Origin of the sequence: Streptomyces sp. NPDC091281, assembly GCF_044757425.1 — a bacterium.
GTDB lineage: Bacteria > Actinomycetota > Actinomycetes > Streptomycetales > Streptomycetaceae > Streptomyces.
This window is the reverse complement of record NZ_JBIVUY010000001.1, coordinates 104,205-128,063: the sequence shown is the minus strand read 5'-3', so window position 1 is coordinate 128,063 and position 23,859 is coordinate 104,205. Positions and strand designations below refer to the sequence as shown.

Genomic DNA, 23,859 nt, shown 5'->3' with positions numbered 1-23,859 from the left:
GATGTCCGGTGGCGTCGACCAGCCGCCGGAAGCGTCCGCCGAACGCGGAACTGCACCGGCTCATCGAGACCTGCGGTGCGAGTCACAAGTCTCTGGCCCTGAGAGTCAACCAACTCGCCCAGCAGGCCGGGCTGGAGACGGACTACTCGCACACGTCCGTCGCCAACTGGTGCCGACGGGGTATGACCCCCAGGTGGCCGGTGCCGACGCTCTTGGCGCAGGCGATCTCCGAACGGCTCGGCAGACCCGTGGCACTTGGCGACATCGGTATGGGCGAGGTGGAGACACCGGACACGGACGTGGGGTTGGATTTCCCGCGGGACCGTGCTGACGCGGTCCGAGCAGCCACGTCGTTCTGGAGTTTCGTGAACCGCCGCGACTTCCTGGCCGGAGGCGGCTTCGCCGTGTCCGCTTTCAGCACACCCGTGACCCGCTGGCTCGTCACCCCCGCCGACGAGGCCTCGGACATGTCCGACGGCACGAGGCGGGTCGGTCGGGCCGATCTGGAGGAACTCCGGGACGCGGCCGACGAAGCGCGCCGCTGGGACTCCAAGTACGGCGGCGGGAACTGGCGGGCGGGCTCCGTCGCCGTCTGCCTCCAGGAGAGGGCGTCCCCGCTGCTGCGGGGCTCGTTCACCGACGGCGTGGGCCGTGACCTGTTCTCCGTCACCAGCGAGCTGTCCCGCCTGGCCGGATGGACCGCGTTCGACGTCGGTCAGCACGACGTCGCCCAGCGGCACTTCGTCCAGGCACTCCGCCTGGCCCGCGCGGGCGGCGACATCCAGCTCGGTTGCTACGTGCTGACCACGATGGCGATGCAGTCGCTGCTGCGCGGCTTCGGCTCCGAGGCCGTCGACATGGCCCAGGGCGCCTTCGAACGCGCGAAGGACCACGCCGCGCCCCGCGTCCTCGCGTTCACCAAGCTGATCGAGGCCCGCGCCCACGCCCGGGTGGGGGACGCCCGCGCCGCCTCGCGGGCGGTGGCGGCCTCCGAGGACCTGCTGTCCCGAGCGGACACCGCCGGTGGCGACGAACCGGCCTGGATCGACTTCTTCCACCACGCCCGCCTCTCGGCGGACGCCGCCGAGATCTACCGGGACCTGCGGAACCCCAGGGCCGCCCTGACCTGGAACCAGCGGGCCACCGCGATGCCGACCGGGGTCTTCACCCGCTCGGTCGGCATGCGGCTGGCCATCGTAGGGACCACCCACCTCCAGGCCCGCGACCTCGACCAGGGCCTCCACCTCGGCAACCGCTCCGTCGACATCCTCGCCCGCGTCCGCTCCGCCCGTGCCAAGGACTACGTCCACGAGTTCACCACCGCCCTCGCCCCCTGGCGACGCGAACCGGCCGTACGCGAATTCACCCACCGCGCCCGGACGGAACTCGGCATCGCGGCATGAGAGCGATCACCTGACAGGAGACCAGGGATGAACACCACCGGCACCAGCCGCACCGAGTACGGGGAAAACCTGTGAACCCACACCCGCGCCCGGCCCTGACGGAGTGGGTCACGTCCAGCTACAGCGGGCCCGAAGGCGGCAATTGCCTGGAGTGGGCACCGGCCGTGGCCGTGACGTCAGGCGTGGTACCCGTCCGCGACAGCAAGGCACCTGCGGTCGGGACCGTCAGGGTCGACGCCCGCGCGTGGACGGCGTTCGTGTCCCACGCGAGGCAGCAAGCCGACTGAGGCCCCAACAGGTCTGCGCCCTGCGGATGCCGTAAGGACGGAATCGGGTTCGCCGGTGCGTGAGGAGACACGCCTGGGGCGCCTGGCGGGTCGCGTCCGCACCGCCGTAACGGCCCTACGGGTGCACGCGGATGCCGTCGATCGTGAGGTCCAGCAGGCGGCTCGCCTGGGCGTCGTCGTGGTGGTGCTCGGTCGCGAGCGAGATGGCGTTGAGGAGGGTGAGCAGGTCCTCGGCGCGGACGCCGGGTCGGACGACGCCCGCCTCCTGCGCCCGGTGCAGGAGTTCGCCCGCGGCGGCGGCGATCATCATCTCGCAGTCGTCGCTGCGCTGCGGCGGGTCGCCGTCCCGGCCGTCGTGGAGCAGGGAGGCGGCCAGGCCGCGGCTGGCCGACGCGTAGGCGGTGAAGTCCCGCAGCCAGGCGACGAGCGCGACGCCGGGCTCGTTCTCCTCGGCGTACTCCCGCGCCCTGGCGCAGAGGGCTTCCACGCGGTCGTGGAAGACGGCGGTGAGCAGGGTCCGCCGGGACGGAAAGTGCCGGTGCAGGGTCGCCGAGCCCACCCCGGCCCGGCGGGCGATCTCCTCCAGGGAGGCGCCGGCCCCGTGGGCCGCGAACACCTCGCGGGCGGCGGCGAGGATGCGCTCGTAGTTGCGCCGCGCGTCGGCGCGCAAGGGCCGCTCGGGGGCGATGTCGGGCACGTCGGCCTCCTGCGCTTGCTAACCGGGGTGGCTTTCCGGTTATCGTAGCGGGCAGTAAGTGGGGTGCCACCCCATTTACCGTCGAGGAGACCGACCGAAGGAGCCGATCATGCGTGCCGTGCAGTACGACCGTTTTGGCCCGCCCGAGGTGCTGCGCGTCGAGGAGGTGCCGACCCCCCGCCCGGGACCGGGAGAAGTGCTCGTCGAGGTGCACGCGGCGAGCGTGGACGCGGGCGAGACCGCCTTCCGCGCGGGCAAGATGCGCAGGCTCAGCCGCGCCCGCTTCCCCCGCGGCACCGGCGGCGACTTCACCGGCCGTGTCTCGGCCGTGGGCTCCGGCGTCCAGGCGTGGCGGGCCGGGGACGCGGTGTGGGGGCTCATGCCGCACCTCACCTTCGGAGCGATCGCCGACTTCGTCGCCGTACCCGAGCAGCGGATCGCGGCGGCCCCGAAGAACCTGGACCTCGTCGAGGCCGCCGCCCTCCCGGTGTCGGGGACGACGGCCCTGACGGCCCTGACGGAGAAGGCGCGCCTCACCCGGGGGGAACGGCTCCTGGTCCGTGGCGCCACCGGCGGCGTCGGCAGCGTCACCGTGCAACTGGGCAAGGCCCTCGGCGCCCACGTCACCGCGCTCGCCGGGGCCCGCAACCTCGACTGGATCACGGAACTCGGCGCGGACGTGGCCCTGGACTACCGCACGACCCGGCCGGAGGACCTCGGCCTCTTCGACGTCGTCGTCGACGTGGTGGGCACCGATCTCGGCGCGTACCGGGCGCGGCTGACGCGGCAGGGACGCATGATCCCGCTCGCCTTCGACACGGACCACATCGTCTCGTCCGTGGCGGGGACGATGCTGCGCGCCGCCACCTCACCCCGCCGCGTGAAGCCCTTCAGCAACAATCCGTCACCCGACCGGATCGCCGAACTCACCCGGTCCGTCGAGGACGGCAGCATCCGGCCCGCGATCGACACGGTCTTCCCGATGACCGACATCGCGGAGGCCCACCACCGGCTCGAAGCGGGCGGCGTGCGCGGGAAGTGCGTCATCGACATGGGGCGCTCGTAGGGGGCTGTCTCCGACGTGGCCTGCGGCAGAGTCCCGGGCAAGGCCACGGCAAGGGCACGGCAGGGGCACGCCAAGGGCACGGACGCGGTAGGCATCCGCCTGGAGCCGCCCCTACGCTCGAAGTCGTCGTCGACGCCGAAGGAGTCACCCCCATGGCCGCCACCCCGCTGACCCCCACCGAACTCGACGAGGCCCTGACCGGCCTGCCCGGCTGGAGTGTCCGGGGCGGGAAGCTCGCCGCGACGTTCAAGGCCGACCGGGCCGCCGTCCCCGGGTTCTACGCCGCCGTCGCCGCGGCGGAGGACGCGGCCGACCACCACGCCGAGATCACCGTCCTGTACGGGACGATCGGCTTCAGGCTCGACACGCACGACGCCGGAGGCGCGATCACCGCCCGCGACACGGCCTTGGCCGCACGCGTCAGCGCCCTCGCCACGGAGCACGGGGCGCGCCCGGCGGAGGGCTGACGGAGACCCTTGAGCGACGGTTCCGCACCGGCCTGGCCAGGTCCGCGCCGTTTCCGTCCGCCCGTCCCTACCCCCGCGCCGCCGCCCCGAACGCCCCCCGTGCCATCCGGTGCAGCAGGGCCGCTGTGGTGCCTCGGCCGGGGAGGGAGCCCGCGCGGCCCAGGTGGGGGGTCGAGTTCAGGAGGCCGAAGACCGAGTGGACCGCCGAGCGGGCCGCCGGTTCGGTGAGCGTCGGGTAGACCTCGCGCAGGGCCTGGACCCACAGTTCCACGTACTGCCGCTGGAGCTGGCGGACCAGCTTGCGGTCGCTGTCGCGCAGGCGGTCCAGTTCCCGGTCGTGGAGGGTGATCAGCGGGCGGTCGTCCAGGGCGAAGTCGATGTGGCCCTCGATGAGGGAGTCGAGGAGCGCCTCGGCGGCCGTACCGCTCGCGCCGTCCGCATCCGGGGAGCCCGCGCCCTGCCCACCCGCACCCTGCCCCCGCGCGCCCGCGCCATCCGTACCGTCCACACCACCCCCGCGCGCCCCCCGCGGAACCCGGCCCTCCGCCCCGCCCTCGGGTGTCCCGGCGCCCGCCTCCTCCACCCTCCGCCGCGCCCCCGTCAGCAGTTGCCCGCTGATGCCCACCAGCAGTTCCGCCAGCATCGCGTCCTTGCCGGGGAAGTGGCGGTAGAGGCCGGGGCCGCTGATGCCGACGGCGGCGCCTATCTCGTCCACGCCGACGCCGTGGAAGCCGCGCTCGGCGAAGAGCCGGGCGGCCTCCTTGAGGATCTGCTCGCGGCGGGTGGGGGCGTCGGTTCTGGTGGCCATGCCGATAATTCTAGACAGGAAGGTTAGCGGTCGTTAACCTGAAGGAAATGGTTAACGCTCATTAACAGTCGACCACTGGGTGAGGGGACCGCGAGGTATGGAGCAGGCACCGGAGCTGACGAGCGCGGCGGACCCCGCGTCGGAGGCCTGGCGGGTGAACGAGGAGGCGCACCGCGTCCTCGTCGAGGAGCTGCGCGGCAAGCTGGCCGCCGCGGCGCTCGGCGGGGGTGAGCGGGCGCGCGAGCGGCACACCGCGCGCGGCAAGCTGCTGCCCAGGGACCGGGTGGACACGCTGCTGGACCCGGGCTCGCCGTTCCTGGAGCTGGCCCCGCTGGCCGCCGACGGGCTGTACGACGGACAGGCCCCGGCCGCCGGGGTGATCGCCGGGATCGGGCGGGTCTCGGGCCGCGAGTGCGTGATCGTCGCCAACGACGCGACCGTCAAGGGCGGCACGTACTACCCGATGACGGTGAAGAAGCACCTGCGCGCGCAGGAGGTGGCCCTGGAGAACCGGCTGCCGTGCCTGTACCTGGTGGACTCGGGCGGCGCCTTCCTGCCGATGCAGGACGAGGTGTTCCCCGACCGGGAGCACTTCGGGCGGATCTTCTACAACCAGGCCCGGATGTCGGCCGCGGGCATCCCGCAGATCGCGGCGGTGCTCGGCTCGTGCACGGCGGGCGGCGCGTATGTGCCCGCGATGAGCGACGAGGCCGTCATCGTGCGCGGCCAGGGCACCATCTTCCTGGGCGGCCCGCCGCTGGTGAAGGCGGCCACCGGCGAGGTGGTGACCGCCGAGGAGCTGGGCGGCGGCGAGGTCCACGCGCGCGTGTCGGGCGTCACCGACCACCTCGCGGAGGACGACGCGCACGCGCTGCGCATCGTGCGCACCATCGTCTCCACGCTGCCCGCGCGCGGCCCGCTGCCGTGGTCGGTCGAGCCGGTCGTCGAGCCGAAGGCCGACCCCTTCGGGCTGTACGGCGCGGTCCCGGTCGACCCGCGCACGCCGTACGACGTCCGGGAGGTCATCGCGCGGATCACCGACGGCTCCCGGTTCGCCGAGTTCAAGGCGGAGTTCGGGCAGACCCTGGTCACCGGCTTCGCCCGCGTCCACGGGCACCCGGTCGGCATCGTCGCCAACAACGGCATCCTGTTCTCGGAGTCCGCCCAGAAGGGCGCCCACTTCATCGAGCTGTGCGACCAGCGCGGCATCCCGCTGCTGTTCCTCCAGAACATCTCCGGCTTCATGGTCGGCCGTGACTACGAGGCGGGCGGCATCGCCAAGCACGGCGCCAAGATGGTCACGGCGGTGGCCTGCACGCGCGTCCCCAAGCTGACGGTCGTGGTCGGCGGGTCGTACGGCGCGGGCAACTACTCGATGTGCGGCCGGGCGTACTCGCCGCGCTTCCTGTGGATGTGGCCCAACGCCAAGATCTCCGTCATGGGCGGCGAGCAGGCCGCGTCCGTCCTCGCCACCGTCAAGCGCGACCAGCTGGAGGCGCGCGGCGAGGAGTGGCCGACGGCCGAGGAGGAGGCGTTCAAGGACCCGGTCCGGGCCCAGTACGAGCGCCAGGGCAGCGCCTACTACGCCACCGCCCGCCTGTGGGACGACGGGGTCATCGACCCCCTGGAGACCCGCCAGGTCGTGGGTCTGGCCCTGACCGCCTGTGCCAACGCGCCGCTGGGGGAGCCCCGGTTCGGCGTCTTCCGGATGTGAGGAGGGGACTCGTGACGCCCGACCTGTTCGACACCGTGCTCGTGGCCAACCGGGGCGAGATCGCCGTCCGGGTGATCCGCACCCTGCGCGCGCTGGGCGTGCGCTCGGTCGCCGTCTTCTCCGACGCGGACGCCGACGCCCGGCACGTCCGCGAGGCCGACACGGCCGTACGGATCGGCCCGGCGCCCGCCGCCGAGAGCTATCTGTCGGTGGAGCGGCTGCTGGAGGCCGCCGCCCGCACCGGCGCCCAGGCCGTCCACCCCGGGTACGGCTTCCTCGCGGAGAACGCCGGTTTCGCGCGCGCCTGCGCCGACGCCGGGCTCGTCTTCGTGGGGCCGCCCGCCGACGCCATCGCCCTGATGGGCGACAAGATCCGCGCCAAGGAGACCGTGAAGGCGGCGGGCGTGCCCGTCGTGCCCGGCTCCAGCGGCAGCGGCCTCACCGACGCCGAACTCGCCGACGCGGCGCGGGAGATCGGCATGCCGGTGCTGCTCAAGCCGAGCGCCGGGGGCGGCGGCAAGGGCATGCGGCTGGTGCGCGCGGAGGCCGCCCTCGCCGAGGAGATCGCCGCCGCCCGCCGTGAGGCCCGCGCCTCCTTCGGCGACGACACGCTGCTCGTGGAGCGGTGGATCGACCGGCCCCGGCACATCGAGATCCAGGTGCTGGCCGACGGCCACGGCGGGGTGGTGCACCTCGGGGAGCGCGAGTGCTCCCTCCAGCGCCGCCACCAGAAGATCATCGAGGAGGCGCCCAGCGTCCTCCTCGACGAGGCCACGCGCGCCGCGATGGGCGAGGCGGCCGTGCAGGCGGCCCGCTCGTGCGGCTACCGGGGCGCGGGCACCGTGGAGTTCATCGTGCCGGGCGGCGACCCGACGGCGTACTACTTCATGGAGATGAACACCCGCCTCCAGGTGGAGCACCCGGTCACCGAGCTGGTCACCGGGATCGACCTGGTGGAGTGGCAGCTGCGGGTGGCGGCCGGGGAGCCGCTGCCGTTCGCGCAGGAGGACGTGACGCTCACCGGGCACGCCGTGGAGGCGCGGCTGTGCGCGGAGGACCCCGCGCGCGGCTTCCTGCCGTCCGGCGGCACCGTGCTGCGGCTGCGCGAACCGCAGGGCGACGGCGTCCGCACCGACTCCGGCCTCAGCGAGGGCACCGAGGTCGGCAGCCTGTACGACCCGATGCTCTCCAAGGTCATCGCGTACGGCCCGGACCGCGCCACCGCGCTGCGCCGGCTGCGCGCGGCGCTCGCCGGGACGGTGACGCTGGGCGTGCCGACCAACGCCGGGTTCCTGCGCCGCCTGCTGGCCCATCCGGCGGTGGTGGCGGGCGAGTTGGACACCGGGCTGGTGGAGCGGGTGGTGGACGACCTGGTCCCGGCCGGGGTGCCGGAGGAGGTCCACGAGGCGGCGGCGGCAATCCGGCTGGACGCGCTCGCCCCGCGCGGGGACGGCTGGCGGGACCCGTTCTCGGTGCCGAGCGGCTGGCGGCTGGGCGGCACCCCGCACCCGGTCACGTTCCATCTGCGGGCCGACGAGCCGGTGGCGTACACCCCGCGCGGCAGCGCGACCGTCACCGCCGACCGGGTCGCGGTCACCCTCGACGGCGTACGGCACACCTTCGACCGGGCCGGTGACTGGCTCGGCCGCGACGGCGACGCCTGGCACGTGCGCGACCACGACCCGGTGGCCGCCTCCCTCACCGGCGCGGCGCACGCGGGCGCCGACGCGCTGACCGCGCCCATGCCGGGCACGGTGACGGTGGTGAAGGTCGCCGTCGGCGACGAGGTGACGGCCGGTCAGAGTCTGCTGGTGGTCGAGGCGATGAAGATGGAGCACGTCATCGCCGCCCCGCACGCGGGCACGGTCACCGAACTGGACGTCACGCCCGGCACGACCGTCGCGATGGAGCAGGTGCTGGCGGTGGTCGCCCCGCACGAGGACCCGGCGGGGGCCGTGGTCTCGGCGGAAGCCGCGGGCTCGGCGACGGCCGACGGCACGGCCGAGGGACCGGGGGCGGGGCCAGGGACAGGGCCAGGAACGGGGGCGGTCGGGGACCCGGCCACGCCTCGGGTGGCGGGAGGCAGGTCATGACCACGCCGCTCCGGGGACTCCCGATGGCCGTACCGGAGGCGGGCCTGCCCGCGCGTGTACGGATTCACGAGGTCGGCGCGCGCGACGGCCTCCAGAACGAGAAGGCGACCGTCCCGACCGAGGTCAAGGCCGAGTTCGTCCGGCGGCTCGCCGACGCCGGTCTGACGACAATCGAGGCGACCAGCTTCGTCCACCCCAAGTGGGTGCCCCAACTGGCGGACGCCGAGGCCCTGTTCCCGCTCGTCGCGGACCTCCCGGCCGACCTGCCCGTGCTGGTGCCGAACGAACGCGGCCTGGACCGGGCGCTCGCGCTCGGCGCGACCCGGGTCGCCGTGTTCGCCAGCGCCACCGAGTCCTTCGCCCGCGCCAACCTCAACCGGACGGTGGACGAGGCGCTCGCCATGTTTGCCCCGGTGGTGGCCCGCGCCAAGGAGGCGGGCGGCCATGTCCGCGGCTATCTGTCGATGTGCTTCGGCGACCCCTGGGAGGGCGCCGTCCCCGTCGAGCAGGTCGTCCGCGTCTGCCGGGAGCTGCGCGACCTGGGCTGCGACGAACTGAGCCTCGGCGACACCATCGGCGTCGCCACACCGGGCCACGTCACGGCCCTGCTCACCGCGCTGAACGAGGCGGGCCTGCCCACCGACACCCTCGGCGTGCACTTCCACGACACCTACGGCCAGGCCCTGGCCAACACCCTGGCCGCCCTCCGGCACGGCGTCACCACCGTCGACGCCTCCGCGGGCGGCCTCGGCGGCTGCCCCTTCGCGAAGTCCGCCACCGGCAACCTCGCCACCGAGGACCTGGTCTGGATGCTCCAGGGCCTCGGCATCGACACCGGGGTCGACCTCGGCCGTCTCGTCGCCACGAGCGTCTGGATGGCCGACCGGCTCGGCCGCCCCAGCCCGTCCCGCACCGTCCGCGCCCTGACCCCCGCGCCGTCCCACGAGGACCTCGGGGACAGCAGAGGCATCGAGGACCGTCAGGGCCCGCGGGCCCACAAGGAGCAGTGACCCGATGGACCACCGTCTCTCCCCCGAGCTGGAAGAACTCCGGCGCACCGTCGAGGCGTTCGCGCACGACGTCGTCGCCCCGAAGATCGGCGACCTCTACGAGCGGCACGAGTTCCCCTACGAGATCGTCCGCGAGATGGGCCGCATGGGCCTGTTCGGGCTGCCCTTCCCCGAGGAGTACGGCGGCATGGGCGGCGACTACCTGGCGCTCGGCATCGCCCTGGAGGAGCTGGCCCGCGTCGACTCGTCCGTGGCGATCACCCTGGAGGCGGGCGTCTCGCTGGGCGCCATGCCGATCCACCTGTTCGGCACCGAGGAGCAGAAGGCGACCTGGCTGCCCCGGCTGTGCGCGGGCGAGATCCTCGGCGCGTTCGGCCTGACCGAGCCCGACGGCGGCTCCGACGCGGGCGCCACCCGCACCACGGCCCGCCTCGACCCCGACACCGACGAGTGGGTGATCAACGGCACCAAGTGCTTCATCACCAACTCCGGCACCGACATCACCGGCCTGGTCACCGTCACCGCCGTGACCGGCCGCAAGCCCGACGGCAAGCCGCTGATCTCGTCGATCATCGTCCCGTCCGGGACGCCCGGCTTCACGGTCGCCGCGCCCTACTCCAAGGTCGGCTGGAACGCCTCCGACACCCGCGAGCTGTCGTTCGTGGACGTCCGGGTCCCGGCGGCGAACCTCCTCGGCGAACAGGGCCGCGGGTACGCACAGTTCCTGCGCATCCTCGACGAGGGCCGCATCGCCATCGCCGCGCTCGCCACCGGGCTCGCCCAGGGCTGCGTCGACGAGTCGGTGAAGTACGCGCGCGAGCGGCACGCCTTCGGCCGTCCGATCGGCGCCAACCAGGCCGTGCAGTTCAAGATCGCGGACATGGAGATGAAGGCCCACACCGGGCGCCTCGCCTGGCGGGACGCGGCGAGCCGGCTCGTGGCGGGCGAACCGTTCAAGAAGGAGGCCGCGCTCGCCAAGCTCTACACGTCGACGGTCGCCGTGGACAACGCGCGCGACGCGACGCAGATCCACGGCGGGTACGGCTTCATGAACGAGTACCCGGTGGCCCGGATGTGGCGGGACTCCAAGATCCTGGAGATCGGCGAGGGCACGAGCGAGGTGCAGCGGATGCTGATCGCGCGGGAGCTGGGGCTGGTGGGCTGAGGCCCACGGGCCGGGGAGGCTGCCGGGCCGGGTCCTGGGGCCCGGCGGAGGCCCGCCGCTGGACAGGTCGTGAGGTTAGGCTAACCTACCTTCGACTTGTCCAGCGGGTGATCCGCCCCGTCCGAAAGCAGCCATCCTCATGCCCAACGCCAGCGCCTCCCACCTCACCCGCCGGGGCGTCCTCGCCGCCGGTGGCGCCCTCGGCCTCGGTGCCGCGCTCGCCGCGTGCGGGGACGACGACGCGAAAAGCGGTGGCTCCGCGTCGACGGAGGGCGCGTCCGCCAAGTCGGGGCCCTGGACGTTCAAGGACGACCGCGGCACCACCGTGAAGCTCGACAAGATCCCGGCGAACATCGTCGCCTTCACCGGCGTCGCCGCCGCCCTCTTCGACTACGGCATCGTTGTCAAGGGCGTGTTCGGCCCGACGAAGACCACCGACGGCAAGCCCGACGTGCAGGCGGGCGACCTCGACATCTCCAAGGTCGAGATCCTCGGCAACGTCTGGGACGAGTTCAACGTCGAGAAGTACGCGGCCCTCGCGCCCGACGTGCTGGTCACCACGATGTACGACAAGGCCGGCACCCTCTGGTACGTGCCCGAGGCCTCCAAGGACAAGATCGCCAAGCTGGCGCCGAGCGTCGGCGTCTCCGTCTACGACCGTCAGCTGACCGCGCCGCTGGAGCAGGTGTGGAAGCTCGCCGAGTCCCTGGGCGCGGACGTGACCGGGGCCAAGGCGACCGACGCGAAGAAGAGCTTCGAGACGGCGGCGACGCGGCTGCGGGCGGCGGCGAAGGCGCGGCCCGAGATCAAGGTGCTCGCCGGGTCCGCGAGCGACCAGATCTTCTACGTGTCCGGCACCAACCTCTCCGTCGACCTGGAGTACTTCAAGTCCCTCGGCGTGAACTTCGTCGAGCCGCCGGAGAGCGCGAAGGCGGAGGGTGGCGGCTGGTTCGAGTCGCTGAGCTGGGAGAACGTCGACAAGTACCCGGCGGACATCATCATGATGGACGACCGCGCGCAGGCCATCCAGCCGGACGCGATCACCAAGGCGACGTGGAAGAAGCTGGCGGCGGTGAAGGCCGGGCAGGTCATTCCGCGGTCGGCGGAGCCGATCCTGTCCTACGAGAAGTGCGCACCGCTGCTGGACGCTCTCGCGGAGGCCATAGAAATGGCGAAGAAGGTCAGCTGACCGGGGCTGCGATGTGACCCCGGGTCCCGGCGGGCGTGCGCGGTTCCCCGCGCCCCTCAAAGGTCGACCCACCGGCCGGGGTTCCCCAGCCCCCTCAGTCACAGAACTGTGCGCGGTTCCCCGCGCCCCTGGGGCGGGAAGGTCGCCCCCCACCCCCTCAGGGGCGCGGGGAACTGCGCGACCAGCCACGACGGACCCGCGCAGACCCACCGCCCCGCACCCCCACTTCCCCAGGGGCGCGGGGAACTGCGCGATCGGCCGCAGCGGGCCGCTGAGCCGGACGTCGGACGTCGGGCGAGTCGGTGGCCGGGCCGTCCAACAGCCCCCGCAGCGGCCGCTGATGGAAGAATCGCCCCATGGCGGAAATCATCCAGAAGGACGGCACCTGGGTCTTCGACGGGGACGCCCTGCGGCTCACTCCGGGGCGGGACAAGAGCGTCGGTCCTCTGCGCGCCACTCTGGGTGAACTCGTCGTGCCGCTGGCCGCGTTGGCGGGTGTCTCGTTCGAGCAGGGCAAGCGCGCGGGACGGCTGCGGCTGCGGCTGCGGGACGGCGCCGACCCGCTGCTCCTCGCCACGGGCGGTCGTCTGGCCGCTCCTCACGACCCCTACCAACTGGTCGTGGAGTCCGACCGGTTCGGCGTCGCCGAGTACCTGGTCGACGAGGTCCGCAACGCCCTGCTGCTGGAGCAGGTGCCGGCGGGCCCGGTGGACGGGTTCCTGCTGCCGGGCCCGTCGGTGCCGCTGTCGGTGTCGGCGGGCGACGGCACCGCGAGCTTCGACGGCGAGCGGGTCCGCCTGGAGTGGAACTGGAAGACCGAGGACGCCAAGGCCGCCGCCGGGACGCGCGACCTGCCGCTCGACGCGATCACCGGCGTGGAGTGGTATCCGTCGGCCGGTCTGGAGAACGGGTACCTGCGGTTCACGGTGCGGGGCGCGCCGACCAAGGCCCCGCCCAAGTACGACCCGAACGCCGTCGACCTGTGGGGCTTCAAGAAGGACCCCCTGATGGCGCTGGTCGCCGCCGCGGTCCAGGCCCGCCTGCCGCACCCGGCGGCGTCCGCCGGACCGCCCCGCGCCCTGCCCGCCCCGGCCCCCGCGGCCGACGGCGCGGCACCGGGAACCGTGGGCCCCGACACCGTACGCCCCCAGACCGTACGGGCCGACACCGTACGGGCCGACACCGTACGGCCGTCCGAGGACGATCATGACGCGTTGCTGCGGCGGTTGCGGGAGTTGGGCGAGCTGAGGCGTGAAGGGGTCCTGACGGACGAGGAGTTCACCCTCGCCAAGCAGGCGGTCCTCAAACGTATGTGAGCACCGCCCGCCCAACACAGCGATACAGAGGCCTACTTGGCGCGGCGGGCCACCGTGAAGCGGTCGACCCGGGCGCCGGTCTCGGCGATGCCGCTCACCGTGAGGGTGGCGAGGCGGCCCCGCGGGGCCGGGGTGACGTCCACGCGCAGGAACGAGTAGTCGAGGTAGCGCACCCGTGACCAGGCGACCGCCTCCTCGCGGTGGCCGTCCTTCTCGACGACGTAGGAGGGGACGGAGTCGACGTCCTTCTCGTGGCCCTCGTAGGACTGGTCGGCGCTGAACGCGTACAGGCTGCGCCCGGCGGCGCCCGCGGTGACGTAGACGACGCCCTCGGTCTCCGGGTAGGCGGTGCCGCCGATCGGGAGCTTCTTGACGACGCGGTCGCCCTTGAGGACGTCGGTGCGCTCGTAGACGTGGTTGTGGCCGTTGATCACCAGGTCGACGGTGTACTTCTCGAACAGCGGCACCCACTCCTTGCGCACCCCGCCCTCGGAGGCGTGGGCGGTGGAGGTGCAGTAGGCGCAGTGGTGGAAGAAGACCACCACGAAGTCGATGTCCCGCGAGGCCCGGTAGCGCTTCAACTGCGCCTCCAGCCAACGGGTCTGGGTGCCGCCGGAGATGCCGAGGTTGGCCGGGATCTCGAAGGAGACGTCGTTGGCGTCGAGGGCGATGACAGCGGTGTTGCCGTGGGTGAAGGTGTAGACGCCGGGCAGGTTGGCGCGGTCGGGGCCGTTGCCGGGGAGGACCCAGCGGGCCTCCTCGCCGCCGTAGCCGTGCGGCGCGTACCAGGCCTCCATGTCGTGGTTGCCGTAGGCGGGCATCCAGGGGACCTGTTTGGCGACCGTCTCGGTCTGGGCGAGGAACTGGTCCCAGATCCGGGCGTCGAAGCCGGTGTCGCTGGTCTTGCCCGCGCCGGACGGGTCGGCGTAGCAGATGTCGCCCGCGTGCAGGTGGAAGGCGGGGTTCTGGCCGAGGACCAGGCCGTCGTTGGCGAGGGCGTGGTAGCTGACGCCCTGGTCGCCGAAGGCGGTGAAGGTGAACGGCTCCTTGTGCGCGGGCGCGGTGGTGAAGGTGCCGAGGGTCCCGGCCAGGTGGGCGGCGGCCGGGTCGAACCCGGCGTGCCCGACGCCGTAGTAGTACGTACGCCCCGGCTTGAGGTGGGTGAGCTTGGCGTGGACGTAGTACTGCGTGTGGTCCGCGCTCGCGCCGACCCCGGCGGGGGTGTGGAGCGTACGGACCTCGGCCTGGATCTTGTGCGAGAGGTCCCACGGGTGGACACCGATCCGCACGAACGGGCGTTCGACGGCGACCGGGACCTGCCAGGAGATCGTCATCTCGGTGCGGGCGTCCGCGCCATAGGCGAGGTGGCGTCCGAAGGGGGCGACGAGGGCGCCGTCGACCTTCTCGTGACGCGGCGCGGTGTGCGCGGCCGTGCGCGGCGCGGCCTGTGCGGGGGTGCCGGTGACGAAGGCGCCGCCGGTGACGGCGCCGAGGGTGACCGCGCCGCCCCGGATCATCGTGCGGCGGGAGAATCTGCTGCGGAGGTACTCGTGCTGCTCCGCCATGCTCATGCGCTCGGCGAGCCGCTCCGGTACGCCCATACGAGGAATGTCCATGGCGCCTGAAACTGGTCTCCTCGGGCGACCGTCCGCGGGCGGGGGCATGGACGGCTCACGAACACCCCCTCATGAGAGGTTCAACGTTCCCCCAAGGAAAGCCCGGCGACCGCTTGCCCGAAATCGGGCAGGATTCTTGCGGATCTGCGGCAGGTACCCCAGGATCTACCGGGTGCACGACGAACTCGTTGATCATCTGACGCGCTCCTCCCCCCTGAACCGGGGCGAGGCGCTGCGGGTGATCCAGGACGTGCTCGCCTACTTCGACGAGACGACCGAGGAGTACGTCCGTCGCCGCCACCGTGAACTCCAGGGTCAGGGCCTGGTGAACGCGGAGATCTTCGACCGGATCGAGGCGGATCTGAAATACCGGGCGGTCGCACCGCCGGAGCTGTCGCTCCGCCAGCTGCGCCGCATCGTCTACGGCTGAGGGACACCCATACATGTGCGGAATCGTCGGATACATCGGAAAGCGTGACGTCGCCCCCCTCCTCCTGGAGGGCCTCCAGCGGCTGGAGTACCGCGGCTACGACTCGGCGGGCATCGTCGTCACCTCCCCGAAGACGGCCGGCCTGAAGATGGTCAAGGCCAAGGGGCGCGTCCGTGACCTGGAGGCCAAGGTCCCGGCCCGCTTCAAGGGCACCACCGGCATCGCCCACACCCGCTGGGCCACCCACGGCGCCCCCTCCGACGTCAACGCCCACCCGCACATGTCGGCCGACCTGAAGGTCGCCGTCGTCCACAACGGCATCGTCGACAACGCCTCCGACCTGCGGCGCAAGCTGGAGGCGGACGGCGTCGAGTTCCTCTCCGAGACCGACACCGAGGTCCTCGTCCACCTCATCGCCCGCTCGCAGGCCGAGAAGCTGGAGGACAAGGTCCGCGAGGCGCTGCGCGTCGTCGAGGGCACCTACGGCATCGCCGTCATGCACGCCGACTTCTCGGACCGTATCGTCGTCGCCCGCAACGGCTCGCCGGTCGTCCTCGGCATCGGCGAGAAGGAGATGTTCGTCGCCTCGGACATCGCCGCGCTGGTCGCCCACACCCGCCAGATCGTCACCCTCGACGACGGCGAGATGGCCACCCTCAAGGCCGACGACTTCCGCACCTACACCACCGAGGGCACCCGCACCACCGCCGAGCCCACCACCGTCGAGTGGGAGGCCGCCTCCTACGACATGGGCGGCCACGACACGTACATGCACAAGGAGATCCACGAGCAGGCCGAGGCCGTGGACCGCGTGCTGCGCGGCCGGATCGACGACCGCTTCTCCACCGTGCACCTCGGCGGCCTCAACCTCGACGCCCGCGAGGCCCGCCGCATCCGCCGCGTGAAGATCCTCGGCTGCGGCACCTCGTACCACGCGGGCATGATCGGCGCCCAGATGATCGAGGAGCTGGCCCGTATCCCCGCGGACGCCGAGCCCGCCTCCGAGTTCCGCTACCGCAACGCCGTCGTCGACCCCGACACCCTCTACATCGCCGTCTCCCAGTCCGGCGAGACGTACGACGTGCTGGCCGCCGTGCAGGAGCTGAAGCGCAAGGGCGCCCGCGTCCTCGGCGTGGTCAACGTCGTCGGCTCGGCGATCGCCCGCGAGGCCGACGGCGGGGTCTACGTGCACGCCGGTCCGGAGGTCTGCGTCGTCTCCACCAAGTGCTTCACCAACACCACGGTCGCCTTCGCGCTGCTCGCCCTGCACCTCGGCCGCACCCGCGACCTGTCGGTCAGCGACGGCAAGCGGATCATCGCCGGTCTGCGCCGCCTGCCCGGCCAGATCGCCGAGATCATGAAGGGCGAGGAGGAGATCAAGAAGCTGGCCGAGCAGTTCGCCGAGGCCCGCTCGATGCTCTTCATCGGCCGCGTCCGGGGCTACCCGGTGGCCCGCGAGGCCTCCCTCAAGCTCAAGGAGGTCTCCTACATCCACGCCGAGGCCTACCCCGCGTCCGAGCTGAAGCACGGCCCGCTCGCCCTGATCGAGCCCGCGCTCCCGACGGTCGCGATCGTCCCCGACGACGACCTCCTGGAGAAGAACCGCGCCGCCCTGGAGGAGATCAAGGCCCGCAGCGGTCGCATCCTCGCGGTCGCCCACCAGGAGCAGGAGAAGGCCGACCAGACCCTCCTCGTCCCCAAGAACGAGGACGAACTCGACCCCATCCTCATGGGCATCCCCCTCCAACTCCTCGCCTACTACACGGCGAAGGCCCTCGACCGCGACATCGACAAGCCCCGCAACCTGGCCAAGTCGGTGACGGTGGAGTAGCCGACGCCTGCTCCTGGGGGGGGAGTTGGGAGCGCAGCTCCCCAACTCCCCCCCAGGGGCGCGGGGAACTGCGCGAAGGAGCCCCACCGGCCCGCAGCCGAAGACGACCGAGGGGGCGCAGCCCCCTCAGGGGCGCGGGGAACTGCGCGATCAGCCCCCACCGCCCCGCGCCGCCGCACCACGCAGAACGGCCCCCCACCCCATGGGGGGCCGTCCCACCGCCGGGGCAAGCCCACCCCCGGCGACCACCGGTCAGCCCGTAGCCGTCACCCCGGACCGACCGGCCCGCCCGGACCCCCGCGCAAACGCCGTAGGCCACTGCGCGAGAGCCGCCGCCCCCGCGTACCAGGCCACCGCACCCGCCGCGACGGCGACCCAGCCGCCCACCTTGGCGAGCCCGCCGCTGTCGGCGAGGACCCCCACCGCGAGCAGCACCAGCGCGATCGCGAACAGCCCGTACGTCCCCTGGTCGAGCTGTTCGCGCACCGCGAGGGCGAGCGTCAGCGCGACCAGCGCGAAGAGCAGCAGGAACGTCGCCGCCGCGTTCTCGGAGACCTGTGCCCCGGCCGAGACGGCCCAGGTGAACCAAAGCGCGCCGACCACCGAGAAGGCGGTACCGGTGACGGTGTCGCCGTCGCGCAGCGCGAGGAGTCCGGCGAGGAAGAGGGCGACTCCGCCCACGTACCGGGCGAGAGAGACGGCGTCGGCCGCCGTCACGCCGTCGATGACGGCGGTGTGTCCGAGGCCGAACGCCAACAGGGTGATTCCCAGGGCGAGTCGGCCGACGACGGAGGAGGTGGTGGTTCTTCCCGCGGAGACGTCACTGTCCACGGCGGGCTCCCTTCATGCCTGTGCAGTTGTGTGAGCGGTATATGCCCTTCACAAGGACACAAACACCTCTACGCGCCAGTAGATTGGCGTGGCGCACAAGGGAGTTGACGGACCCCCGGATCTGATCTCACCTGGGAGGAACGGGAGTCAGGGGATGACGACGACAGGCCGCTTCGCCCGCTTGGCGAGCCGCCCGGCGACGGACCCGAAGATACGGCCGACGATGCCGTGGGTGGAGCCGACGACGATGGCGTCCGCCTCGTACTCCCGCCCCACTTCCTCCAGTTCGTGGCAGATGTCGCCGCCGCGCTCGACGAGGATCCAGGGGACCTCGGAGAGATAGTCGGCGCAGGCCAGTTCCAGGCCGAGCACCTCGGTGCGGTGGTCCGGCACATCCACGAAGACGGGCGGCTCGCAGCCCGCCCACACCGTGGTGGGCAGCCGGTTGGCGACGTGCACGATGATCAGGCCCGCGCGGGAGCGGTGGGCCATGCCGATGGCGTAGGCGAGGGCGCGTTCACTGGAGGTGGAGCCGTCGAAGCCGACGACGACACCGTGCTGGAAGGCGGGGTCGCAGGAGGAACGTGTCTCTTCCGCCGCCCGGGGCTCGTCCGCCGTGGGATCGGCGACGGGCCGCTTGCGGTCCGCTGGTTCGAAGAATTCGTGACCGGCCATGGCTGTCTCGGCGTATTGATCCTTATACGGGTGGGACGAGCGTGAACGGCGGAGCGTGTCCGGGAATCATCTTCCCAACCCCATACCCCCAAGGGTACGGCGCCACGCTTCGAAGGCACAGTTCGCGCCCACGGTCCGTGGGGGTTCCAGGGAGCATGCACGAGGGCCGCCCGTAACGCAATGGTTGCTGCCCCGTACAGGCGGTTCGCACGGGATTCACATACCTGAGGGTCTCCCGGCCAGTGACCGACCGGCCGAACAGGCGTTGTACTCGGCGAACGACCGCCCCCACACCCCCTTTCGTACGCCGGGAGGAGCCCGCCCCATGCCCTCGTCCCGCACGGCCCCGCCCCCGGCCGTCCCCGCACCCCCGCACCCCGCCGCCCACCCCGTCCCCCGCGCCTCCGCGCACCGCGCCCCCGGGCACGAGCCCCGGACCGCGACGGCGCCGACCGCGGCGACGGCGGCGACCGCAGCGACCGGGGCGACCGGGGCGACCGGGGCGACCGGGGCGACCGGGGCAACGATGACGACCGCGTCCGACGACCGGACCACGGACCTGATCCGCTGGGCCGTCTTCACCTGTCTCCTCGTGCCGGTCGTCCTCCTCTGGTACGGCTCCTCGCTCGCCGGAGCCACCGGCACCGCGCTCGGCCTGGCCGCCGTCACCGCCGCCTGCCGGCTGCTGCTGCGCCGGTCGGAGCGGTGCGCGGCCCGGTCAGAGCGGTGTGCGACCCGGTCGCCCGTCGAGTACCCCGCGCCGCACACGGCCCAGGCGCCCCACCGGGGGCGGAGTCGGCACAGCGGCACGGGGTGCCACCGTGGCAGTCGTCACAGCGGCGGAACCTCACCGGTCGACTGACCGGTTTTCACGCACGCGGCCGCATCTTTTCAGCCAACTTCCGGATACCGCGCCTCCCGCCGGGAAACCACCCCCCTCACCCGCTCCCACCTGCGGTGATGGGCCTCCGGAGGGCCTCTTCACCCTACGTGGATTGGCCACTGCCACGAGGCGCACTTCCCCGCACGGCCCACGAGTGCAACGCTTCGTGATCGAATGCTTCACGCCAAGTTGCCATGTCGACAATGTGCCGAGTGCTGAACTGGCCACTCCGGTACCACGCGACACAGTAGATTTCGATCTTGACTGTCTACGGCGGGGGACTCGTGCAGGACCGAGGGGAAACGTGTTGGAGCGACAGACCCGAAAGGTTGAAGGAGCCGCGACCACCGAGGGGGGCTTAGCAGGATGAGCCACGACTCCACTGCCGCGCCGGAAGCCGCGGCCCGGAAGCTGTCCGGGCGACGCCGCAAGGAGATCGTCGCGGTGCTGCTGTTCAGCGGCGGCCCCATTTTCGAGAGTTCCATTCCGCTGTCGGTGTTCGGGATTGACCGCCAGGACGCCGGCGTGCCGCGCTACCGCTTGCTGGTGTGCGGCGGCGAGGACGGCCCGCTGCGGACCACAGGGGGCCTGGAACTCACCGCGCCGCACGGCCTGGAGGCGATATCCAGAGCGGGCACCGTCGTCGTGCCCGCCTGGCGTTCGATCACCTCCCCGCCGCCGGCGGAGGCGCTCGACGCACTCCGCCGGGCGCACGAAGAGGGGGCCCGCATCGTAGGCCTGTGCACCGGCGCGTTCGTACTCGCCGCCGCGGGCCTGCTGGACGGCCGCCCGGCCACCACGCACTGGATGTACGCGCCGACGCTGGCCAAGCGCTATCCGTCGGTGCACGTCGATCCGCGGGAGCTGTTCGTCGACGACGGCGATGTGCTGACGTCGGCCGGAACCGCGGCCGGGATCGACCTCTGTCTGCACATCGTGCGGACGGACCACGGCAACGAGGCGGCCGGTGCGCTGGCCCGTCGGCTCGTGGTCCCACCGCGCCGATCGGGCGGGCAGGAGCGCTACCTCGACCGGTCGCTGCCGGAGGAGATCGGCGCCGACCCGCTGGCCGAGGTCGTCGCCTGGGCGCTGGAACACCTCCACGAGCAGTTCGACGTGGAGACGCTGGCCGCGCGGGCCTACATGAGCCGCCGGACCTTCGACCGCCGGTTCCGGTCGCTGACGGGCAGCGCCCCGCTCCAGTGGCTGATCACCCAGCGGGTGCTCCAGGCGCAACGGCTGCTGGAGACGTCGGACTACTCCGTCGACGAGGTCGCCGGACGCTGCGGCTTCCGCTCGCCGGTCGCCCTGCGCGGGCACTTCCGGCGCCAGCTCGGCTCGTCCCCGGCCGCGTACCGGGCGGCGTACCGGGCACGTCGGCCGCAGAGCGAACGCCCGCCGGTCGACCCCGAGCCGAGCGCACCGGTGGCCGCGCCGTCCGGCCACGTCCCGGGCGGCGGTCCGACGCTGCACCCCGAGGCCGGGGTGCCGCCGCAGATCCGGCGTACGGCCGGAACGGGTCCGGGCGCGGGCCCGCTCGGCTCGGCCCCGCAGCCCGCGGCGGCCCTGTCGGCGGACCACGGCCGCGACCGCGACGCCTACGCGGCCTCCCGCGCGGGCCTGCCGGGCCAGCGGACGGGACTGTAGGCACGGCGCGGAGAAGAACAACAGGGGGGAGGGGGTGGGGACGGCCGAGCCGCCCCCACCCCCTCCCCTCGTCCGCACTCCCCCGTACAGGCCCCCGTACAGGCCCCCCCGTACCGGCCCCCATGGGGGCACCCCTTATATATGCGCACCGGGAGCATCGCGTCGGCGGACCTCGCCCTTAGGGTGGTCGCATGAACGATCGCATGGTGTGGATCGACTGCGAGATGACCGGCCTCTCGCTGTCGGACGACGCGCTCATCGAGGTTGCCGCCCTCGTCACCGACTCCGAGCTGAACATCCTCGGCGAGGGGGTCGACATCGTCGTACGGCCGCCGGACGCCGCGCTGGAGACCATGCCGGAGGTGGTGCGGCAGATGCACACCACGTCCGGCCTCCTGGACGAACTGGCCGGCGGCACCACCCTGGCCGACGCCGAGGCGCAGGTCCTCGCCTACGTCCGCGAGCACGTCAAGGAGCCCGGCAAGGCCCCCCTGTGCGGAAACTCCGTCGGCACCGACCGCGGCTTCCTCGCCCGCGACATGGCCGCGCTGGAGGGCTACCTCCACTACCGCATCGTCGATGTCTCCTCGATCAAGGAACTGGCCCGGCGCTGGTTCCCGCGGGCCTACTTCAACAGCCCCGAGAAGAACGGCAACCACCGCGCCCTCGCCGACATCCGCGAGTCCATCGCCGAACTGCGCTACTACCGCGAGGCGATCTTCGTCCCGCAGCCCGGCCCCGACTCCGACACGGCCCGCACGATCGCCGCGAAGCACGTCCTGCCCGCCCCGTAAAACGCGTGCGCGAGCATCCCTCCCGACCCTGTACACTTTTTCTCGGCCGGTCGGTGAACCACTCAGTGAATCGCCGGTCATGGTGGGTGTAGCTCAGCTGGTAGAGCACCTGGTTGTGGTCCAGGATGCCGCGGGTTCGAGTCCCGTCACTCACCCTGAATGATCAAGGGCCGACCTGCGAAAGCGGGTCGGCCCTTGATGTTTCCGATAGCGGTGGGAACACCGTGGGAACAGCCCCCCATCTCCCCCACCCGGCGGTCACCGTACCGGTTGCGCGCAACGAGCCGATCTCTCCCTCTCTCGCGCGATCAAGCGCTGTACGAGATCAAGGGCACGGACGAGATCCTGGTCCAGGGAGACGCCGAGACCGATCCCCAGCACCTCGCCCAGCTGCGGGACGTCAAGCCGACGGAGACGTTCGTGCGGGTGCCCCGCGACCTCCTCGCCCGGTACGCGCCCCGGGCTACGGCGCCCGCTCTCCAGCCGTTCGCCTCGATCTCCCACCTCTTCGCGGAATTCCGGCACACCGCCTGGCGGATGGAGACCCGCCAGGGCTACGCCTCCGACCGCAACTCGCCGTTGTGGCAGCGGTTCCTCGACGGCCACGACGTCACATCCGAACCGCCCAACGCCTGGCGGCGGAACGTGACCGAGCAGACGTCGGCCGGGAAGACATTCGCCCGGGTGCGCTTGGTCGACGAACCCTTCACCCAGGGGCAGCGGTTCCTCCTCGCGCGCGCCGTCACGAACGTCGATGCAGGGGAGGACATCCGCTACCTCACCCGTGCGCAGACCCGACAACTGCGGCTGCCCGACTACGACTTCTGGCTGTTCGACTCCCGCCTCCTCGCCCGCTTCGCGTTCGACGACACCGACACCACCCTGGGCGTCCACGTCACCGAGGACCCCGCCCAGGTCCTCGCCGCCTGCCAGGCGCGGGACGCGGCCTGGCATCACGCGGTGCCCGCTGCGCAGTTCGGCGCGCGCGGGTAGCGTCGACCATGTGAGCAGCGACTTCCAGACCGCCCGCGAGACCCTCGGCGCGCGCCTGCGCGAGCTGCGGGTCGAGTCCGGTCTCGGTGGCAAGGACCTCGCCGCGCGGCTGGGCTGGCAGACCTCGAAGGTCTCGCGCCTGCAGAACGGCAAACAGACCCCGAGCCGGGCCGACCTCACGGCGTGGGCCACGGCCGTAGAACAGCCCGAGGCCGAGACCGAGTTGCACGGCAGGCTGGCCGCGCTGGACCTGCGGATACCGCACCGGTCCTGGCGGCGGCAACTGGCCGGAGGCCACCGCGCCCGCCAGGAGATCGCCGTCCGGCAGACCGAGGCGACGACCGAGATCCGCGGCCTCGAGGTCAGCCGCGTACCGGGCCTGTTCCAGACCCCGGAATACGCCCGGGTCGTCTTCGACAGCAACGCCGAGTTCCGCGGTATCGCGCCCACGACGGACGCCGCCGTCCAGGCACGGATGCGGCGCCAGGACGCCCTGTACGAGCCGGGCAAGTCCTTCAAGTTCCTGATCTGCGAAGCCGCCCTCTACCACCGGTCCTGCCCGGCCGACGTCATGGCGGAGCAACTCGACCGGCTCTACAACCTCGTCGGCCGACAGCGGGTCGAGGTGGGCATCCTGCCCTTCGGCACCCAACTGAGGCGCACAGCACCCCACGCGTTCTGGATCTATGACAAGGGCCTGGTGATCGTGGAGACGATCAGCGAGGAGCTGTGGCTGACGGCGGACGAGGACGTCCGGCTGTATCTGCGGGCATGGGACTGGCTGAACGAGTCGGCGGAGTACGGGGTGACGGCCCGCCGTCTGGTCGGACGCGCGCGGGCGTCGCTGAACCTCGCGTAGCCAATCGGCGCAAGCGCGACCTCGGCGGTCGCAATCCGACGCAATCAGGGGGCGATCGCGTTCTGGTGAGATCTACGGTCCTGGT

Annotated in this window: 22 protein-coding genes and 1 tRNA gene; 18 read left to right on the top strand and 5 right to left on the bottom strand. The window is 72.2% G+C overall.

The genetic code is table 11. The features are described 5' to 3' along the window. The first annotated feature begins 8 nt into the window (after nucleotides 1-8). Both ACIQPQ_RS00645 and ACIQPQ_RS00640 read left to right on the top strand, forming a co-directional pair. Nucleotides 9-1,403 carry a sporulation protein gene (locus ACIQPQ_RS00645; protein WP_401297888.1) on the top strand — a complete coding sequence of 465 codons (1,395 nt, stop codon included), beginning with the start codon at nucleotides 9-11 and terminating at the stop codon, nucleotides 1,401-1,403. A 71-nt stretch (nucleotides 1,404-1,474) separates the two neighbouring features. After that, nucleotides 1,475-1,690, top strand: coding sequence for a DUF397 domain-containing protein (locus ACIQPQ_RS00640; protein ID WP_401297885.1), 216 nt, complete (start codon nucleotides 1,475-1,477; stop codon nucleotides 1,688-1,690). Between the two features lie 115 nt (nucleotides 1,691-1,805). Here the strand turns inward: ACIQPQ_RS00640 and ACIQPQ_RS00635 are convergent, their stop codons facing one another. Next, nucleotides 1,806-2,387 carry a TetR/AcrR family transcriptional regulator gene (locus ACIQPQ_RS00635; RefSeq protein ID WP_401297882.1) on the bottom strand — a complete coding sequence of 194 codons (582 nt, stop codon included), beginning with the start codon at nucleotides 2,385-2,387 and terminating at the stop codon, nucleotides 1,806-1,808. A gap of 109 nt (nucleotides 2,388-2,496) precedes the next feature. Between ACIQPQ_RS00635 and ACIQPQ_RS00630 the strand changes: the two genes are divergently transcribed. Further along, nucleotides 2,497-3,453 carry an NAD(P)-dependent alcohol dehydrogenase gene (locus ACIQPQ_RS00630; RefSeq protein WP_401297880.1) on the top strand — a complete coding sequence of 319 codons (957 nt, stop codon included), beginning with the start codon at nucleotides 2,497-2,499 and terminating at the stop codon, nucleotides 3,451-3,453. Between the two features lie 152 nt (nucleotides 3,454-3,605). Continuing rightward, complete coding sequence (locus ACIQPQ_RS00625; protein ID WP_401297877.1) at nucleotides 3,606-3,920, top strand: 4a-hydroxytetrahydrobiopterin dehydratase; 315 nt, start codon at nucleotides 3,606-3,608, stop codon at nucleotides 3,918-3,920. 67 nt (nucleotides 3,921-3,987) lie between these two features. On the opposite strand, the gene ACIQPQ_RS00620 is transcribed toward ACIQPQ_RS00625, so the two are convergent. Continuing rightward, nucleotides 3,988-4,728: a TetR/AcrR family transcriptional regulator gene (locus ACIQPQ_RS00620; RefSeq protein ID WP_401297874.1), complete on the bottom strand. Its 741-nt coding sequence runs from the start codon at nucleotides 4,726-4,728 to the stop codon at nucleotides 3,988-3,990. A 97-nt stretch (nucleotides 4,729-4,825) separates the two neighbouring features. Here ACIQPQ_RS00620 and ACIQPQ_RS00615 point away from each other — a divergent pair, with 97 nt between their 5' ends. The 6 genes from ACIQPQ_RS00615 to ACIQPQ_RS00590 all read left to right on the top strand — a co-directional run bounded on the left by ACIQPQ_RS00615 (nucleotide 4,826) and on the right by ACIQPQ_RS00590 (nucleotide 13,215). After that, entirely contained in the window at nucleotides 4,826-6,442 is a 1,617-nt protein-coding gene (locus tag ACIQPQ_RS00615) for a carboxyl transferase domain-containing protein (RefSeq protein WP_401297871.1), read from the top strand. Nucleotides 6,443-6,465: 23 nt separating this feature from the next. After that, on the top strand, nucleotides 6,466-8,535 hold the full coding sequence (locus ACIQPQ_RS00610) for a biotin carboxylase N-terminal domain-containing protein (protein WP_401299541.1): 2,070 nt from the start codon (nucleotides 6,466-6,468) through the stop codon (nucleotides 8,533-8,535). Continuing rightward, nucleotides 8,532-9,545 carry a hydroxymethylglutaryl-CoA lyase gene (locus ACIQPQ_RS00605; protein ID WP_401297868.1) on the top strand — a complete coding sequence of 338 codons (1,014 nt, stop codon included), beginning with the start codon at nucleotides 8,532-8,534 and terminating at the stop codon, nucleotides 9,543-9,545. Before ACIQPQ_RS00610 ends, ACIQPQ_RS00605 begins: the two co-directional genes overlap by 4 nt. A 4-nt stretch (nucleotides 9,546-9,549) precedes the next feature. After that, nucleotides 9,550-10,710, top strand: coding sequence for an acyl-CoA dehydrogenase family protein (locus ACIQPQ_RS00600; protein WP_401297866.1), 1,161 nt, complete (start codon nucleotides 9,550-9,552; stop codon nucleotides 10,708-10,710). Between the two features lie 139 nt (nucleotides 10,711-10,849). Further along, a complete protein-coding gene (locus ACIQPQ_RS00595; RefSeq protein WP_401297864.1) occupies nucleotides 10,850-11,899 on the top strand; it encodes an ABC transporter substrate-binding protein in 1,050 nt (349 codons plus the stop codon). 356 nt (nucleotides 11,900-12,255) lie between these two features. Then, nucleotides 12,256-13,215 (top strand): DUF4429 domain-containing protein, encoded by a 960-nt coding sequence (locus ACIQPQ_RS00590; RefSeq protein ID WP_401297861.1) that lies wholly within the window; start codon nucleotides 12,256-12,258, stop codon nucleotides 13,213-13,215. A gap of 32 nt (nucleotides 13,216-13,247) precedes the next feature. Here the strand turns inward: ACIQPQ_RS00590 and ACIQPQ_RS00585 are convergent, their stop codons facing one another. Continuing rightward, entirely contained in the window at nucleotides 13,248-14,816 is a 1,569-nt protein-coding gene (locus ACIQPQ_RS00585; RefSeq protein ID WP_401299539.1) for a purple acid phosphatase family protein, read from the bottom strand. Nucleotides 14,817-15,003: 187 nt separating this feature from the next. Here ACIQPQ_RS00585 and ACIQPQ_RS00580 point away from each other — a divergent pair, with 187 nt between their 5' ends. Next, a complete protein-coding gene (locus tag ACIQPQ_RS00580) occupies nucleotides 15,004-15,261 on the top strand; it encodes a hypothetical protein (protein ID WP_383768041.1) in 258 nt (85 codons plus the stop codon). Between the two features lie 13 nt (nucleotides 15,262-15,274). Continuing rightward, the gene (glmS, locus tag ACIQPQ_RS00575) at nucleotides 15,275-17,092 is read left to right on the top strand and encodes a glutamine--fructose-6-phosphate transaminase (isomerizing) (protein ID WP_383768044.1); all 1,818 of its coding nucleotides are present in this window, start codon (nucleotides 15,275-15,277) and stop codon (nucleotides 17,090-17,092) included. A gap of 252 nt (nucleotides 17,093-17,344) precedes the next feature. On the opposite strand, the gene ACIQPQ_RS00570 is transcribed toward glmS, so the two are convergent. Both ACIQPQ_RS00570 and ACIQPQ_RS00565 read right to left on the bottom strand, forming a co-directional pair. After that, nucleotides 17,345-17,923 carry a GPR1/FUN34/YaaH family transporter gene (locus tag ACIQPQ_RS00570; RefSeq protein WP_383768047.1) on the bottom strand — a complete coding sequence of 193 codons (579 nt, stop codon included), beginning with the start codon at nucleotides 17,921-17,923 and terminating at the stop codon, nucleotides 17,345-17,347. Between the two features lie 147 nt (nucleotides 17,924-18,070). After that, entirely contained in the window at nucleotides 18,071-18,598 is a 528-nt protein-coding gene (locus ACIQPQ_RS00565) for a universal stress protein (protein ID WP_383768049.1), read from the bottom strand. Between the two features lie 526 nt (nucleotides 18,599-19,124). On the opposite strand from ACIQPQ_RS00565, the gene ACIQPQ_RS00560 reads away from it, so the two are divergent. The 6 genes from ACIQPQ_RS00560 (at nucleotide 19,125) to ACIQPQ_RS00535 (ending at nucleotide 23,774) form a co-directional block, all read left to right on the top strand. Next, on the top strand, nucleotides 19,125-19,460 hold the full coding sequence (locus ACIQPQ_RS00560; protein ID WP_401299536.1) for a hypothetical protein: 336 nt from the start codon (nucleotides 19,125-19,127) through the stop codon (nucleotides 19,458-19,460). 387 nt (nucleotides 19,461-19,847) lie between these two features. Then, the gene (locus ACIQPQ_RS00555) at nucleotides 19,848-21,128 is read left to right on the top strand and encodes a helix-turn-helix domain-containing protein (RefSeq protein WP_401297855.1); all 1,281 of its coding nucleotides are present in this window, start codon (nucleotides 19,848-19,850) and stop codon (nucleotides 21,126-21,128) included. A gap of 191 nt (nucleotides 21,129-21,319) precedes the next feature. Beyond that, nucleotides 21,320-21,922 carry an oligoribonuclease gene (gene orn / locus ACIQPQ_RS00550; protein ID WP_383768054.1) on the top strand — a complete coding sequence of 201 codons (603 nt, stop codon included), beginning with the start codon at nucleotides 21,320-21,322 and terminating at the stop codon, nucleotides 21,920-21,922. Nucleotides 21,923-22,004: 82 nt separating this feature from the next. Then, nucleotides 22,005-22,077: transfer RNA gene (locus ACIQPQ_RS00545), tRNA-His, on the top strand. A 115-nt stretch (nucleotides 22,078-22,192) separates the two neighbouring features. Next, complete coding sequence (locus ACIQPQ_RS00540; protein WP_401297852.1) at nucleotides 22,193-22,915, top strand: DUF6879 family protein; 723 nt, start codon at nucleotides 22,193-22,195, stop codon at nucleotides 22,913-22,915. 10 nt (nucleotides 22,916-22,925) lie between these two features. After that, nucleotides 22,926-23,774 (top strand): helix-turn-helix domain-containing protein, encoded by an 849-nt coding sequence (locus tag ACIQPQ_RS00535; RefSeq protein ID WP_401297850.1) that lies wholly within the window; start codon nucleotides 22,926-22,928, stop codon nucleotides 23,772-23,774. Nucleotides 23,775-23,859: the final 85 nt, after the last annotated feature.